The 13710-nt window shown below is 65.9% G+C and carries 16 protein-coding genes; 8 read left to right on the forward strand and 8 right to left on the reverse strand.

Annotation, left to right across the window (positions count from 1 at the left end; genetic code table 11):
- Positions 1-8 precede the first annotated feature (8 nt).
- Positions 9-806, forward strand: coding sequence for an SDR family oxidoreductase (locus ACOOGG_RS01745; RefSeq protein WP_420431659.1), 798 nt, complete (start codon positions 9-11; stop codon positions 804-806).
- 26 nt (positions 807-832) lie between these two features.
- Here the strand turns inward: ACOOGG_RS01745 and ACOOGG_RS01750 are convergent, their stop codons facing one another.
- Positions 833-2536 (reverse strand): glutamine--tRNA ligase/YqeY domain fusion protein, encoded by a 1704-nt coding sequence (locus tag ACOOGG_RS01750; protein WP_420431661.1) that lies wholly within the window; start codon positions 2534-2536, stop codon positions 833-835.
- Between the two features lie 52 nt (positions 2537-2588).
- On the opposite strand from ACOOGG_RS01750, the gene ACOOGG_RS01755 reads away from it, so the two are divergent.
- Together ACOOGG_RS01755 and ACOOGG_RS01760 are read left to right on the forward strand one after the other, a co-directional pair.
- Positions 2589-3749, forward strand: coding sequence for an amidohydrolase family protein (locus tag ACOOGG_RS01755; RefSeq protein WP_420431663.1), 1161 nt, complete (start codon positions 2589-2591; stop codon positions 3747-3749).
- Positions 3750-3758: 9 nt separating this feature from the next.
- A complete protein-coding gene (locus ACOOGG_RS01760) occupies positions 3759-5195 on the forward strand; it encodes an FAD-dependent oxidoreductase (protein WP_420431665.1) in 1437 nt (478 codons plus the stop codon).
- Positions 5196-5211: 16 nt separating this feature from the next.
- On the opposite strand, the gene ACOOGG_RS01765 is transcribed toward ACOOGG_RS01760, so the two are convergent.
- Complete coding sequence (locus ACOOGG_RS01765; protein WP_420431667.1) at positions 5212-5616, reverse strand: TIGR03668 family PPOX class F420-dependent oxidoreductase; 405 nt, start codon at positions 5614-5616, stop codon at positions 5212-5214.
- 87 nt (positions 5617-5703) lie between these two features.
- Between ACOOGG_RS01765 and ACOOGG_RS01770 the strand changes: the two genes are divergently transcribed.
- The 3 genes from ACOOGG_RS01770 to ACOOGG_RS01780 are packed head-to-tail and all read left to right on the forward strand — an operon-like array spanning position 5704 to position 7443.
- The gene (locus tag ACOOGG_RS01770) at positions 5704-6591 is read left to right on the forward strand and encodes an EamA family transporter (protein WP_420431669.1); all 888 of its coding nucleotides are present in this window, start codon (positions 5704-5706) and stop codon (positions 6589-6591) included.
- 59 nt (positions 6592-6650) lie between these two features.
- Entirely contained in the window at positions 6651-7070 is a 420-nt protein-coding gene (locus ACOOGG_RS01775; RefSeq protein ID WP_420431671.1) for a hypothetical protein, read from the forward strand.
- A 37-nt stretch (positions 7071-7107) separates the two neighbouring features.
- Entirely contained in the window at positions 7108-7443 is a 336-nt protein-coding gene (locus ACOOGG_RS01780; protein ID WP_420431673.1) for a hypothetical protein, read from the forward strand.
- Positions 7444-7449: 6 nt separating this feature from the next.
- Here the strand turns inward: ACOOGG_RS01780 and ACOOGG_RS01785 are convergent, their stop codons facing one another.
- A complete protein-coding gene (locus ACOOGG_RS01785) occupies positions 7450-8625 on the reverse strand; it encodes a cytochrome P450 (RefSeq protein ID WP_420431675.1) in 1176 nt (391 codons plus the stop codon).
- Between the two features lie 4 nt (positions 8626-8629).
- Entirely contained in the window at positions 8630-10432 is a 1803-nt protein-coding gene (locus ACOOGG_RS01790; RefSeq protein ID WP_420431677.1) for a flavin-containing monooxygenase, read from the reverse strand.
- 20 nt (positions 10433-10452) lie between these two features.
- Between ACOOGG_RS01790 and ACOOGG_RS01795 the strand changes: the two genes are divergently transcribed.
- A complete protein-coding gene (locus ACOOGG_RS01795; protein WP_420431679.1) occupies positions 10453-10911 on the forward strand; it encodes a cupin domain-containing protein in 459 nt (152 codons plus the stop codon).
- A gap of 8 nt (positions 10912-10919) precedes the next feature.
- On the opposite strand, the gene ACOOGG_RS01800 is transcribed toward ACOOGG_RS01795, so the two are convergent.
- Positions 10920-11474: a nuclear transport factor 2 family protein gene (locus ACOOGG_RS01800; RefSeq protein ID WP_420431681.1), complete on the reverse strand. Its 555-nt coding sequence runs from the start codon at positions 11472-11474 to the stop codon at positions 10920-10922.
- Positions 11467-12420: a cupin domain-containing protein gene (locus tag ACOOGG_RS01805; protein WP_420431683.1), complete on the reverse strand. Its 954-nt coding sequence runs from the start codon at positions 12418-12420 to the stop codon at positions 11467-11469. Before ACOOGG_RS01805 ends, ACOOGG_RS01800 begins: the two co-directional genes overlap by 8 nt.
- A gap of 27 nt (positions 12421-12447) precedes the next feature.
- Between ACOOGG_RS01805 and ACOOGG_RS01810 the strand changes: the two genes are divergently transcribed.
- Complete coding sequence (locus ACOOGG_RS01810; protein WP_420431685.1) at positions 12448-13215, forward strand: YhjD/YihY/BrkB family envelope integrity protein; 768 nt, start codon at positions 12448-12450, stop codon at positions 13213-13215.
- Here ACOOGG_RS01810 and ACOOGG_RS01815 read toward each other — a convergent pair.
- Together ACOOGG_RS01815 and ACOOGG_RS01820 are read right to left on the reverse strand one after the other, a co-directional pair.
- On the reverse strand, positions 13136-13546 hold the full coding sequence (locus ACOOGG_RS01815) for a nucleotidyltransferase domain-containing protein (protein ID WP_420431687.1): 411 nt from the start codon (positions 13544-13546) through the stop codon (positions 13136-13138). The genes ACOOGG_RS01810 and ACOOGG_RS01815 overlap by 80 nt on opposite strands.
- A complete protein-coding gene (locus ACOOGG_RS01820; protein WP_420431689.1) occupies positions 13539-13700 on the reverse strand; it encodes a hypothetical protein in 162 nt (53 codons plus the stop codon). The genes ACOOGG_RS01815 and ACOOGG_RS01820 overlap by 8 nt, the downstream gene beginning before the upstream one ends.
- Between the last annotated feature and the right edge of the window lie 10 nt (positions 13701-13710).

Below are 13710 nucleotides of genomic sequence, written 5' to 3' on the forward strand. Positions count from 1 at the left end.
TAGTGCTCATGGGAACGATTGTCATCACCGGATCAGCGGGCGGAATCGGCTTGGCCACCAGGGAGCGTCTGGTGCGCGACGGCCATGAAGTGATTGGGGTGGACATACGCGACGCCGAGGTCATCGCCGATCTGTCCACCCCCGAGGGGCGCAACGCGATGATCGGTGCGGTGGCCACAGCCAGCGGAGGACGCATCGACGGACTGGTGGCCGGCGCGGGAATCACTGGGCCCGATCCCCGGCAGGTGGTGTCGATCAACTACTTCGGGGCGGTGGCCACAGTGGAGGGGCTGCGCCCGCTGTTGGCCCAGGGTACCGACTCTTCGGCCATCGCCATCAGCTCCAACTCCAGCACCACGCTGGCTGAATTGCCCGATGGATTGGTGGAGGCCTGTCTAGGCGACGATGAGGGCCAGGCCCGGGAGCTGGCCGGCGCCGATCCGAGCACGGCCTACGCCACCAGCAAGCTGGCGCTGGCCCGCTGGGTGCGCCGCACCGCCATCGGCACCGACTGGATCGGATCGGGCATCCGCTTGAACGGCGTGGCCCCCGGCCTCATCGACACCCCGCTGGTGGCCGAGAACCTGGACATGATCATGAACCTGGGCGACGTCTACCCCATCCCCATTGGGCGACCTGGGCGGGCTGCTGAGGTGGCCAACCTGCTGGCCTTCCTTCTGTCCCCCGACGCCAGCCTCTTTTGCGGCTCGGTGGTGTTCATGGACGGCGGCAGCGACGCCGCCCTAAACGCCGACGCCTGGCCCGCCGTCAACACCACCGCCGAACGCTGGCCCATCGGGGACTGACCGCTCCTCGTCGAAGCTTCAGCCGCCTATTTCTTGCCCTGGCGTTTTTGGATGCGGGCCCATTCGTCTCTTAGGCCGACGGTGCGGTGGAACAGGTCGGGGGTCTCGGGGTCGCGGGCGAAGTAGCCGAGGCGCTCGAACTGGACTACTTGGCCGGGGGCGATGTCGGCCATGGCCGGCTCGAATTTCGCACCTTCGACGAGTTGGGCGGAGTTGGGATTGAGGGAGTCCATGGGGTCGGTGCTGTCGGCGCCGGGGTGGGGGTCGGTGAAGAGGCGCTCGTAGAGCACGGCTTTCCCGTCAAAAGCGTGGGCGGCTGACACCCAGTGGATGGTGGCCTTCACTTTGCGGCCGTCGTGGGCTTGGCCTGAGCCGGTCTCGGGGTCGTAGGTGCAGCGGACCTCGGTGACGTTCCCGTCGGCGTCGGTGTCGACCCCGGTGCAGGTCACGAAGTAGCCCGACCGCAGCCGCACCTCGCGACCAGGAGACAGCCGGAAGTACTTGGGGGGCGGATCGAGCATGAAGTCGTCCTGTTCGATGTAGAGCTCCCTCGAAAACGGCACCTGCCGGGCCCCGGCTGACGGGTCTTCAGGGTTGTTGCCCGCCTCCCGGATCTCCACCTGGCCTTCGGGGTAGTTCTCGATCACCAGGCGCAGCGGGTTGAGCACGGCCATCCGGCGCAATGCGGTGGCATTGAGCTCTCGGCGGACGAACGACTCCAGCAGCTCCACCTCCACGGTGCCGTCCACCCGGGCCACACCGATGTGGCGGCAGAACTCCCGGATGGCCTTGGGGGGGAATCCCCTTCGGCGAAGACCCCGAAGGGTGGGCATGCGGGGGTCGTCCCAGCCGTCGACATGGCCATCGTCTACCAACTGCAACAGGCGCCTCTTGGAAAGCACCGCGTGGGTGAGGTTCAAGCGGGCGAACTCGGTCTGTCGGGGGCGGTCGCCGGGCAGGTCGAGGTGGTCCAAGAACCAGTCATACAGCGGGCGGTGGGCGTCGAACTCCAGGGTGCAGATCGAGTTGGTCACCCCTTCCACCGCGTCGCTCTGGCCGTGGGCCCAGTCGTAGGTGGGGTAGACGCACCATTGGTCTCCGGTGCGGTGGTGGCTGGCGTGGCGGATGCGGTACAGCACCGGGTCGCGCATGAGCATGTTCTCGTGGGCCATGTCGATGCGGGCTCGAAGCACCCGCTCGCCGTCGGCGAAATCCCCCGCCCGCATCCTCCGGAACAGGTCCAGGTTCTCCTCGGGGGTGCGGTTGCGCCACAGGCTGTCGGTGCCGGCCTCGGTGAAGCCGCCCCGGTTCTCGGAGATGGCCTCGGCGTCCTGGTCGTCCACATAGGCCAGTCCGGCCCGGATCAGGTCCTCGGCCCACCGGTAGAGCTGCTCGAAGTAGTCGGAGGCGTACAGGGTGCCCCGGTCCGACCTATAGCCCAGCCAGGCGATGTCCTCCTCGATGGCGGCCACGAAGTCGGACCGCTCGGTCTCGGGGTTGGTGTCGTCGAACCGCAGGTTGCAGGTGCCTCCGAACTCATCAGCCAGATCGAAGTTCAGACAGATCGACTTGGCGTGGCCGATGTGGAGATAGCCGTTGGGCTCGGGCGGGAACCGGGTTTGCACCCGCCCGCCGAAGGTGCCGTCGGCGATGTCCTGGCGGATCAGGCTGCGGATGAAGTCGCTGCGCTCGCCGGGCTCGTCGCCTCCTGTGCTCCCGGCATTGCTCATCCCTCAATCCTTGACCGATACAGGGCCCAACGACAACGCATTATCAATGGCAATGGCGCGAAACTGGGATATGGCCTATTCGATTATCGATGTCGACACTCATATCACCGAGCCGGCCGACACCTGGACCAGCCGGGTGTCGGCCCGTCACCGAGACCACGTTCCCCGGGTGGAGGTGGCCGAAGGCCGGGAGGTGTGGCTGCTGGGCGACGAGCGCATCGGCGCCGTGGGTCCGACGGCCCCCGCCGGCTGGAAGGAGCCCATGCCCGACTCCCCCGCCGGTTACGACGACGTGCATCCAGCGGCCTACAACGCCCAAGCCCGCTTGGAGCTGATGGACCAGCGCGGGGTGTGGGCCGAGGTGCTGTATCCCAACGTAGGCGGATTCGGCGCCCAGAAGTTCTTGTCCATAGAAGACGCCGAGCTCAAGTACGAGTGCGTGAGGGCCTACAACGACTTCTTGTCCGAGTGGTGCAGCGCGGATGACCGGCGCCTCATCCCGTCGATGGCCACTCCGTTCTGGGACGTGGACAATGCGGTGGCCGAGGTGCAGCGGTGCGCGGCAAAGGGCTACCGGTCGGTGAACTTCACCGGCGAACCCCAGGTGTTCGGCCTGCCCTATCTGGGCGAGCCGCACTGGGACCCGTTCTGGTCGGCGATATGCGACTACGACATGGTGGTGTCGTTCCACATCGGCAGCGGCGAGTTCAACTGGGACCGCACCCGGGTGGAGCGTCGGGGCTTCGTGGAGGCCTACGCACTGCAATCCATCGACTTGTTCACCAAGAACGGCATCCAGGTATGCGACCTGTTGCTGTCGGGAGTGCTGCCCCGCTTCCCCAAGCTGAAGGTGGTGTCGGTGGAGTCGGGCATCGGCTGGCTGCCGTTCATGCTCGAGGCGCTCGACCACCAGTTCGTCGAGGGCGGCGGCCGCCAGGAGCGGCCCGAGTTCAAAAAGCTGCCCAGCGAGTACTTCACCGGCCAGGTGTTCACCACGTTCTGGTTTGAGGAATCGGCGCCCCAAGACGTGCTGGGCGACCGGATCCCGCTCGAAAACGTGCTGTTCGAGACCGACTTCCCCCACCCCACGTGCTTGTACGACAACGTCGAGGAGAAGATCTCCGCCAGCCTCAGCCACTTCTCCCCCGAAGACCGCCACCAGCTCCTGTGGGGCAACGCCGAGAAACTGTACCGAGTGGAGTCGCCCGCCTAGATTGCCGCCATGAGCGAAAACTGGGACCGGCAGGCTGATGTGGTGGTGCTGGGCATGGGCGCGGCCGGGTGTGCCGCGGCCATCGCCTCGGCTGACGAGGGGGCGTCGGTCATCTTGTTGGAGAAGATGCCCGAGGGCCGCGAGGGGGGCAACACCCGCATCTCGGGGGGTATCTGGTTCAACAGCCTCGATCCCGACGGGATGGCCACATATCTGCGGTCTTTGTGCGGCCCCTACACCCTGCCCGAGGAGATCGTGCAGGTGTGGGCTACCGAGACCTACAAGAACACCGAGTGGCTGGAGGGCCTGGGAGTGACGCCGGGCGTCCACGCCGACTACAAGCCCGAATATCCCGAGATGCCCGGCGCCGAGTTCTACGGCGGCTATCTGGGCGTCAACGGGGAGATGGGCCAGCAGCTTCTGTGGAAGGCCCTGTCGGCCGTGGTGCGAGACCGGGGCGTGGAGGTGCTGCTGGACTCCCCGGCCCAAGAATTGATCACAAATGATGACGGCTCAGTGGTCGGCGTGGCGGCCACCTCGGAAGGCCAGCCGCTGCGGGTGGGCGCCCGCCGGGGGGTGGTGCTGGCCACCGGCGGCTTCGAGAACAACCCGGAGATGGTGCGCGACTACCTGCAACTGCCCGGCTCCCCGGTGTGGGGCTCGCCGGCGGGCACCGGCGACGGCATCAAGATGGCCCAAAAGGCAGGGGCCGACCTGTGGCACATGGACAACATGATGGCCGCCCTCGGCTTTGCCGCCGAGGGGTTCGAGGCGGGGATGTACGTGATGTTCATCTTCTCCATGGGATTCATCTGCGTAGGCAACGATGGCCGACGGTCCCACAACGAGATGCCGCCCCAAGGCCACGGCCACGGCCTGATCGACGGCGACTACGAGCTGTTCCAGCGCCGACCCCTGCACGTGATCTTCGACGAGACCACCCGGCAGGCCGGCCCCATCTCCCCACCCCGGGAGATTCTGCCCGTTGGATGGAACCTGCTCATGGAGGGCTACGAGTGGAGCGCCGACAACTCGGCAGAGATCGAGAAGGGCTGGATCCAAAAGGCCGACACCCTCGCCGACCTCGCTGAAATTATGGGTATCGACGCCGACGGGCTGGAGGCGTCGGTGGCCTCATGGAACGACGCCTGCGCCGCTGGGCACGACCCGCTGGGCCGTCTCGCGCCCACTCTCGCCCCGCTGGCCACGCCCCCCTACTACGGCTTCACATCAGCGCCGCTTTTGGGCTGGACCAACGGCGGCCCCCGCCGCAACGAGAAGGCCCAGGTTCTCGACCCCTTCGGCAAGCCCATCGGCCGCCTCTATGCCGCCGGCACCGTCAGCTCCACCTACAGTCGATGCAAAGACGGTGGCTTCCACATCGGCGACGCCTTGGCCTTCGGTCGGGTGGCCGGGCGCAACGCAGCGGCCGAGCCACCCTTATAGGCCGAACTGAAATCGCTTACGGCCAGGCGCGCCAGGCGGTGATGTCGAGGGCGATGACCGGCCCGGGCGGGCGGGTGTCTTCGTATTGGGGGTATTTGGCGGCCAGCAGATCGAGGGCGTGGTCGCGTTCGTCACCGTCGGCTAGCACTCGGGCGGTGCAGTCCACTCGGATCCACCACAACTTCGACCAGTCGTCGTCGTAGCAGTCGACCAACAAGCAGGCCGCTGGGTTGGCGGCCAGGTTGTCAAGGCGGCGCAGCGCCAAGGTGGACTTGGGCTTGGCGTCGATCGCCGAGTACGCCACTTCGCCCTTGAGGAAGAAGCAGCACGGCACCGCGTGGGGCCGGCCGTCGGCGGTGACGGTGCTCAACACCGCGGAGCGAGCCTCTGCCAACCGCTGCCACAACGCGCCCCTGTCCACCCCTGCACTCTAGGAATTCTGCGGACAAGACGGGAGCAAAGGGCACTTTGAACGGACACGGAGAAGCAGGACAACTAGAACTCTGTTGTGACCCGCTTGCCCCGATTGGAGTCGGTTGCTCCCGAACCGCTGTTCATGGTGGGGGCAGTGTCGCAGTATCTGGGCGCGGCGGTGGCCGTCCATCTGTTCGATGAGATGGCCCCGGCGGGCGTGGCCCTGGTGCGGGTGCTGGGCGCGGCGGTGATGATCATTGTGCTGCGGCGCTCTTGGCAACGCCGCTGGCAGGCCAACGACCTGGCCTGGGCTGCGGCCTTCGGAACGGCGCTGGCCGCAATGAACCTGTCGATCTATCTGGCCATCGACGAACTGCCGTTGGGCAACGCGGTGGCCATCGAGTTCACCGGCCCGATCCTGGTAGCCGCGGTGGGCACCCGCACCCTTCGCTCCGGCGCCGCGCTGCTGCTGGCCGCGGGCGGGGTCGTGGTGCTGGCCGGAGTGGAGGCTGACGGCACTATGCGGGGGGTGGCGTTCGCCTTGTTGGCCGGGATGTTCTGGGCTGGATACATCGTGCTCGGCCATCGGGTGGCGCGGGGCCCGGCCGCGGTGGACGGACTGGGCCTGGGGATGTTGGCTGGAGCGGCGGCCATTAGCGGTTTTGGCGCCACCGAGGTGGGCTCGGCGCTGGACTCTCCGGTGGTGCTGCTGTTGGCTCTGGCCACCGGGCTGTTGTCCAACGTGATCCCCTACTGGATCGACCAGTTGGTCATGAGGCGCATCACCCAGCACCGCTTCGCCCTCTTGCAGGCGATGCTCCCTGCCACCGCGGTGCTAGTGGGGTTGGCCGTGCTCCTCCAGGTGCCCAGCACCAGAGAACTGTTTGGCATCGCATTGGTGATCGCCGCTATCGTGTTTGGCCGTTCCGTGAAGGGGCCCGGCGGCACTGCGGCACGGGCGGGCGTTCGGGCAACGGATTAGACGAGATTGACCGTTATTTCAGTCTCCCCTTTCAGTCTGGACACCCCTAAACCCCCAATATGCGCTCCTTACTCCTGCTGGGTTTTGTCGCCCTGTCCGCCATGGCCTTGTCCTCTCCTGGGAACGGTGTCGATGGCTTCGACCACTTCGGTGTCGAGCAATGGCGGCCGCTGGTGGCTGAGTACTTCCCACCCGACGAGGTGGACGATGTCCTGTCGGTGATGGGCTGTGAATCTCACGGCAATCCAAATACCCACTTCATGGAGGAGTGGGGCCAGTACTCAATCGGGCTCATGCAGATCAACGAAGGCTGGCTGACAGGCTGGAGCCGGCCGGAGTGGTCGATACTGTCGCACAACGGGCAGCCCGTCGACCTCGCCGATCCCGCCACCAACATGCAGGCGGCCAAGTTTGTCCGGTACTACGAAGACACCACCGGACTGGATCCATGGTCGCAATGGGCCTGCCAGCCCGAGTAGTCGAACTTCGGGACCGGTATCTTGAAGCATGTCCTTCGTGGGGATTTACGACGCTGACGGCGGGCTCAGCGGGGAGCTGCGGTATGTGGCCGCCAAGCTCCTGGGCCGGGGCAAGTGCGCCTTATGCGACATCACCCATGGGTGGAACCCGACGGGATCCAAGAGATGGAAGCAGGCATGTGCGATGTCAGACGTGGAGCTCGAGCTCCTGCATCGCAACGAGGCCACCGCCGAGCAGCTCGCCGCCTCCTCTGGTCTTCCTGCCATCCTGCGCCAGAGCGACGGGCAGTGGAGCGAGATTGTTCCGGCATCAGAGATAGCCCGGTACGTGGGCGCCCCCGACGCGCTTCTGGAGCGCTTGGACGCGATCTAGCCGCGCTCAGCTGGTTGTAAACGGCAGGTGCTCATAGCGGCGGGTCGACCATCCGCCGGCGAAGCGGGCGGTCTCCTCGTCCACCGAGTAGCCGGGGAAGCGCCCCAGCAGCTCTTCTAGCGCAACCCGACACTGGATCCGGGCCACCGACGCACCGAGGCAGTGGTGGGCGCCGTAGCCGAGGGCGACGATCTTGTCGATCTTGCGCTTGACGTCGAGCTCATCGGCTGTGGGCCCGAACTCCCGCTCGTCTCGGTTGGCCGAACCGAACAGCAGCAGTACCTTTTTGCCCTCAGGGATGGTGACACCGTGCAGCGTCACATCACGGGTCAATGTGCGGGCTAGGTTCTGCACAGGGGAGGTGAGCCGCAGCAGCTCCTCCACCGCATTGGGGATCATCGACGGGTCGTCGATAAGCACCTGGCGCTGATCCTGATGGCGGTCGAGCAGCACGGTCGACGCGCTTAGCATTCCGGTGACGGTGTCGTTGCCGCCGGTGATCATGGTGAAGATGAATCCCACGATCCACATGGCCGATGCCACGTCTTCGCCCTGTTGAACCAGGCCGGTCACCAGGTCGTCGCCAGGGTCGGTTTTGCGGCGTTCGATGAGCCCGGTGGCGTACTCGAACAGCTCGAGGAACGCGCTGGCGTCCTGACCGTATTCGGCAGTGGATTCGGCGGTGGCCTGCACGATGCGCTCGGTCCACCGGTCGAACAGCACCCGGTCTTCGGGGGGGACGCCCAGGTAGTGGGCGACCAGATAGCTGGGCAGCGGCTTGAACAGGGCTTGGACGATGTCGACTTCCCCGGCGTCGGCCACCGCATCGAGTTTGTCGGTGATGAACTCCCGAACCAGGTCCTCCACCGGGGCCACCTGGCGGGGGGTCATGGGCCGGCTGACCAGTCGGCGCATGGCGGTGTGCTCGGGCGGGTCCATCATCACGATGGGCCGGGCTTTCTCGTCGAAGCTGGCCATGTCGTCAGGGGCAGTGGTCAGGCCGTTGGCTGACGAATAGGTGGCGGTGTCGCGGGCCGCAGCGAACACATCGTCGAACCGGGACAGTACCCAGAACTGGCCGTCGCCCACCTCGTGGACCGGATCTTGGTCGCGCAGGGCGCGGTAGTCGGCCCATGGCTCGGCCCAGGTCTCGCCGCTGCGGTAGGCGAATTTGACGGTCACTGAATTAGCTCAGCTCGAGGCCCTCAAGGGAGCCCTCGTCGCGCCACGCATCCAGGAGTTTGAAGAATTCCTGGGCGCCGCCGCCGTAGGTGCCGCCGAACCAGCCGGGCCCGTCGTCGGGCTTGCCCTCGTTGTTGTAGTATCCGGGGGTACACGACTCCAGGAAGCCGGCTCGGCGATAGGCCGATTCCATGATCAGCCGCACCCAGTCGGCCTCGGCCTGCTCGGTGGGCTCGACCACCTCGGCCCCCGCCGACAGGCCCTGCTCGACGATGTAGGCCACGTGCTGGCTCTGCTCGTTGTAGAGCTCGGTGAAGTTGGGGGAAACGCCCGACTGGATGCCGCCCATGTGCAACAGGTTGGGATAGCCCCTTGTGATCACCCCGTGGTAGGTGGACATGCCGTCAGCCCAGCGCTCGCTCAGAGTCACCCCGTCCCGGCCGTAGATGTCGCAGTTGGCCCGATGGGAGTAGTCGGTGCCCACCTCGAACCCGGTGGCGAAGATGAGGCAGTCCAGCTCGTACTCCTGGCCGCCGGCCACCACGCCCCGGGGGGTGATGCGCTCCACGCCCTGGCCGTCGGTGTCCACCAGTGTGACGTTGTCGCGGTTGAAGGTGGGCAGATAGTCGTCGTGGAAGCAGGGACGCTTGCAGAACTGCCGGTAGTACGGCTTGAGCGCCTCGGCGATGGACGAGTCTTCGATCAGCTGGTCGACCCGGCGGCGTATCTGCTCCATCTTCTGGAAGTCGGCCATCTCCATGGCCTCGGCGATCTCCTCGGGGGTACCCATGCGGGTGCCTTCGCCCAGGGCGGTGAGGTTGCGCAAGATGTCGGTCCAGCCGTCGCTGACCAGGTCTTCCTCCTGCATGCTGCCGGCCACGATGTTGCCGAAGTTCTCTATGCGGTGCTGTTGCCAGCCGGGCTCCAGCGACATGGCCCACTCGGGGTCGGTGGGCTGGTTGCCCCGCACGTCGATGGACGACGGGGTCCGCTGGAACACGTACAGGTGCTGGGCGGCCTCGCCCACATGGGGGATGCACTGCACCGCGGTGGCGCCGGTGCCGATCACCCCGACCACCTTGTCGGACAGATTGCTGAGGCCCCCGTTGGTGTCGCCGCCGGTGTAGTCGTAATCCCACCGGCTGGTGTGGAAGGAGTGGCCCTCGAATGTGTCGATACCGGCGATGCCGGGCAACTTGGGTCGGCTGAGCGGACCGATGGCCATGATCACAAACCGGGCCCGCATCCGGTCGTTGTGGTTGGTGTGCAAAACCCAGCGGTTGTCGGCGTCGTCCCAGTGCATCTCATGGACTCGGGTGCCGAAGCACACGTCGCGGTACAGGTCGAAGTGGCGGCCCAGGGCCTTGCAGTGCTCCAGGATCTCGGGCCCATAGGAGTACTTCTCCTTGGGCATGTAGCCCATCTCCTCCAGCATGGGCAGGTAGATGTACGACTCGATGTCGCACTGCACGCCGGGGTACTGGTTCCAGTACCAGGTGCCGCCGAACTCCGCCCCTGTCTCGATCATCCGGATGCTCTCCACCCCGAACTGGCGCAGCCGGGCCCCGGCCAATAGCCCGCTGAACCCGGTACCGATTATGGCCACGTCCACCTCGTCGGTGAGGGGCTCCCGGGTGATCCCGGTTTGGGCCGGGTCGTCCAGATAGCGGGAATACTCGCCGTCCATGGCGATGTACTGGTTGTTGCCTTCGGCCCGGAGGCGCTTGTCCCGCTCCTGGCGGTACTTCTCCCGGAGGGCATCGGGGTCGAAGTCCATCCTGGGGTCGGAAGAGAGAGTGTCGCTCATAGCTCACTACGATAGAACCCATGACCTTCGAGGCCCGATTCGACTTGAGCAACGTGCATTGGACCCACATGGAAGGGGGCCCGGAGTTCGACTATCCCATCGAATACGACGTGGCCGTGCTCGGCTCGCAGCCCGAAAACGGGACGCTCGACCTGCTGGTTCGCTTCGCCCCCAACTCCCACTGCCACTTCCACCGCCATGTGGCCGCTACCCGGACGCTTGTGCTCCAGGGCGAGCACCACGTGTTCGACATCGAGCCCCACGGCGAGACCGTCCACAAGATCAAGCCCGCCGGCGCCTACGGCCAGAGCCCGGGTGGGGAGGTTCACATGGAGCGAGGGGGACCCGACGGGGCCATCGTGCTGTTCAACCTCCACTCCCCCACCGGCGTGCTGTTCGAGTCGCTCGACACGGACCACAACATCTCCGCGGTGTCCACCATTGAGTCGATGTCGGAGGGCCCCCTGATGGGGGGCTAGAGCTCTGCTTAGCCCCGAGGCTCTCCCATCAGGCCCTTCCGGGTGTAGGTGATGTCGGAGCGGTCGCGGTAGCCGATGGTGAAGTCGTCGTCGTAGGGGAACGAGTAATTGAGGGTGAGGGTATAGCGCCATTCGAAAGCGCAGATGCGGGTGGCGATCAGCCAAGGTCCTCCGTCGCGCCGCTCAAACCGGTCCACGTAGCGCAGGCCCATGCGCATGTCGGAGCCCGGCCCCTCCTCGGTGGGATGCACCACATGGTGGGCGTTGCAGTAGGTCTCCCCGAAGGCCACGTCCCCCTCCAGTTGGATGCGGGACTGGCCTAACAGGTGCTGGGTGTAGTCGAAGGCCGCCAGCACCTCCTGCACCCAGTCAGCGAACTCCACCGGGCTGCCACGGAAGTTGTTGTGGTCGTCGAACCCGTCGGGGTGATAGCCGGAGATGATCAGCTCTTTGTCGAGCCGGTCGGTACCCCGAGCCACCCGGTGGATGGTGTCGGTGATCTCGTCCTTGTCGACCAGGGACTGGAGCCGGGGATCTAGTTCAGCCCTTGATTGATCAGCCACTGCCCACCCCGACCATCACCGCCGAGAGGGTAAAGGGGCCGTCACCGGTGTTTCGCCACGCGTGCTCGGTGCCCCGCTGGATCACGCAGTCACCGGCGGCAAGGTGTACCGGGGGCTGGCCGGGCAGCTCCAAATCGACGGTGCCCTGGGCGATCCGCACGAAGTCGATGGTGGGAGTCTGGTGCATCATGGCCGCCCGGTCGGCCATGGCCGCCGGGATGGTCACGTGCTTCCAGGTGACCCCTCCGCCGGGCGGGTTGAGCTGCATCTCCGAAACCGGGGCATCACCGCCCTGGAGCTCGCTGGCCACCGGGGCGAAGGTGTGCCACAGCTCGGCGGTTACCAGCCCGCCCTCGGATTGGGTGGCGGTTCCGGGGGGCCCATCGGCGCACACCCCGTCGCTGTCGGTAACGATCCGCCGAGGACCCACGGTGCCGACAGATGCCCCGGCAAACCCGGGATCGGTACCCTCGGTGGCGGCCAGCATGGTGGCGCTGAACACACAGGGCTCGTCGCCTATGACGATCCACCGATGCCACGTGCCCCTCTGGATGACGCAGCCGCCCGCTTCGAGCTCCACCCAATGGTCGTTCAGCTCCAAGCGGATCTGGCCTGAAATGATCTCGATGAAATCGATGGTGGGGGTGGCGTGAAAGCCGACCCGGTCTTGGTCGAACCGAGGATCGTCGAGCGGGCCGATCGCCTTTCCTCCCGAGGGCTTCAGCGAAAAGAACCGCCACGAGATCCCCCCGGGCGGAGGGACGAAATCGGTTATGCCCTCTGGCTCCTCCCCGCCGTCGTCCACGGTGACGGGATGCTGACCGACATACCACATGCTGGCCGTGCTCCGTCCCAAGAAGCTCGACTCGGCCTGTCCGTCGGAGATGATGACCGGTGCTCCCGATGCGTCGTGACCTGTTACGATTCGCCGCCTTGTGAATGCCATTCGGCAACCGTAGCTACCCTCTGGGATATGGTGGACATCGGCTCCCTCATCAAGCAATCAATCAAGTGCTGGCAGGAGGGCGAGGGCGGCACTGGCGCGGCGGAGATCGCCTTCTGGTCGGCGGTGTCGCTGTTCCCCGCGGCCGTGGCCGCGGCCGCCATCGCCTCGACGGTTCGGGCGGTTTCGGATCGGATCGCCGACCGGTTCAACGAGTGGCTGGCCGACGCCGGCGAGACCGCGCTCGGCGACGTTGACAGCACCATCGGCGAGGAGTTCGCCGACGTTGTGTCGGCGCCGGTGGCCGCCACGTCAATCGCCGCGGTGGTCGCGGTGTGGGGCACCATGAGGGCAGCGGCCGCCACTTGCCGGGCTGTCCGACGGGTGCGGGGCGAGTCCCGCCGGTCGTGGTGGCTGGAGAGATTTGCCGGATTTTGGCTCCTGATCGGGGCCGTCCCTTTGATCGCCGGTCCCACTGCGATTGCGGTGTGGGTCGACCACCGCCTTGCGCCGATCGCCGGCTTCTTGGCCGCGGTGGCCGTGTTCACCCTTGTGCAAAAAATGGCCTGCCCGCGGCGCCCCCTTCGCCACGACCTGATCGGCGGCCTGGTCTCAGCCCTTTGGTTCTCAGCGGTATCGACCATCGCCGCAGTGGCCGTGAACTGGACCCTCGGCGGCACCGCCATCACCGTGGCCACCGCCGGAACCCTCGCCGCCCTCAGCTGGCTATGGGCCGCCGCCTGCGGCGTAACCGCGGGCGCCGCAGTGGCTGGCGCCCTCGATCGGCAAAACGCCTAATCACCGCCAAGAAAGGGAACCTCCTTTGCCGCCTCTTGAACCACTGAATAGCCTCCCGGTGGAAGCTCTCAGGCAGTCTCGCCCAGTCGCGGGCTTCGATAAGGAAGGGGATGTTGGACTCTGTGAACGCTTCGCTCAAGTCTGCAAGCTGACATGCGTCAATCTTTTGGAGATTCGGGTCGCGAAGCACTAGGTCAAGGTCACTGGCATCGTGGCTTTGGCCGTTGACGCGGCTGCCATAGGCCCAAACTTCGGCTTCGGGTACGTGCTCTTGCAGCAGCGCCTGGATCTGCTCTCGGTGGCGGGGCAGCAAATGGAGCTGGTCAGCCACCGACTGGCTCCGCTATGACCTCGGCTAGCTCCCTGGCATCGGCAATGAAATCTGTAAGAAGTTTGAGGGTGGCCTCGGCAAAATGCTCACCGCAGTCGTGGGCAGCTTCCAAAGTGCCGATGCACCTCAGCAGGAAGTCCGTGTTGATGGTCATGCCTTGTCCT

Origin of the sequence: Candidatus Poriferisocius sp. (genome assembly GCF_965214065.1) — a bacterium.
GTDB lineage: Bacteria > Actinomycetota > Acidimicrobiia > Acidimicrobiales > Bin134 > Poriferisocius.

Excerpts from the sequence above, each read along its gene's own strand:
- ACOOGG_RS01755 (WP_420431663.1), top strand. The coding sequence starts at position 2,589 with ATGGCGCGAAACTGGGATATGGCCTATTCGATTATCGATGTCGACACT.
- ACOOGG_RS01745 (WP_420431659.1), top strand. The coding sequence starts at position 9 with ATGGGAACGATTGTCATCACCGGATCAGCGGGCGGAATCGGCTTGGCC.
- ACOOGG_RS01790 (WP_420431677.1), bottom strand. The coding sequence starts at position 10,432 with ATGAGCGACACTCTCTCTTCCGACCCCAGGATGGACTTCGACCCCGAT.
- ACOOGG_RS01795 (WP_420431679.1), top strand. The coding sequence starts at position 10,453 with ATGACCTTCGAGGCCCGATTCGACTTGAGCAACGTGCATTGGACCCAC.
- ACOOGG_RS01775 (WP_420431671.1), top strand. The coding sequence starts at position 6,651 with ATGCGCTCCTTACTCCTGCTGGGTTTTGTCGCCCTGTCCGCCATGGCC.
- ACOOGG_RS01760 (WP_420431665.1), top strand. The coding sequence starts at position 3,759 with ATGAGCGAAAACTGGGACCGGCAGGCTGATGTGGTGGTGCTGGGCATG.
- ACOOGG_RS01805 (WP_420431683.1), bottom strand. The coding sequence starts at position 12,420 with ATGGCATTCACAAGGCGGCGAATCGTAACAGGTCACGACGCATCGGGA.
- ACOOGG_RS01810 (WP_420431685.1), top strand. The coding sequence starts at position 12,448 with ATGGTGGACATCGGCTCCCTCATCAAGCAATCAATCAAGTGCTGGCAG.
- ACOOGG_RS01820 (WP_420431689.1), bottom strand. The coding sequence starts at position 13,700 with ATGACCATCAACACGGACTTCCTGCTGAGGTGCATCGGCACTTTGGAA.
- ACOOGG_RS01750 (WP_420431661.1), bottom strand. The coding sequence starts at position 2,536 with ATGAGCAATGCCGGGAGCACAGGAGGCGACGAGCCCGGCGAGCGCAGC.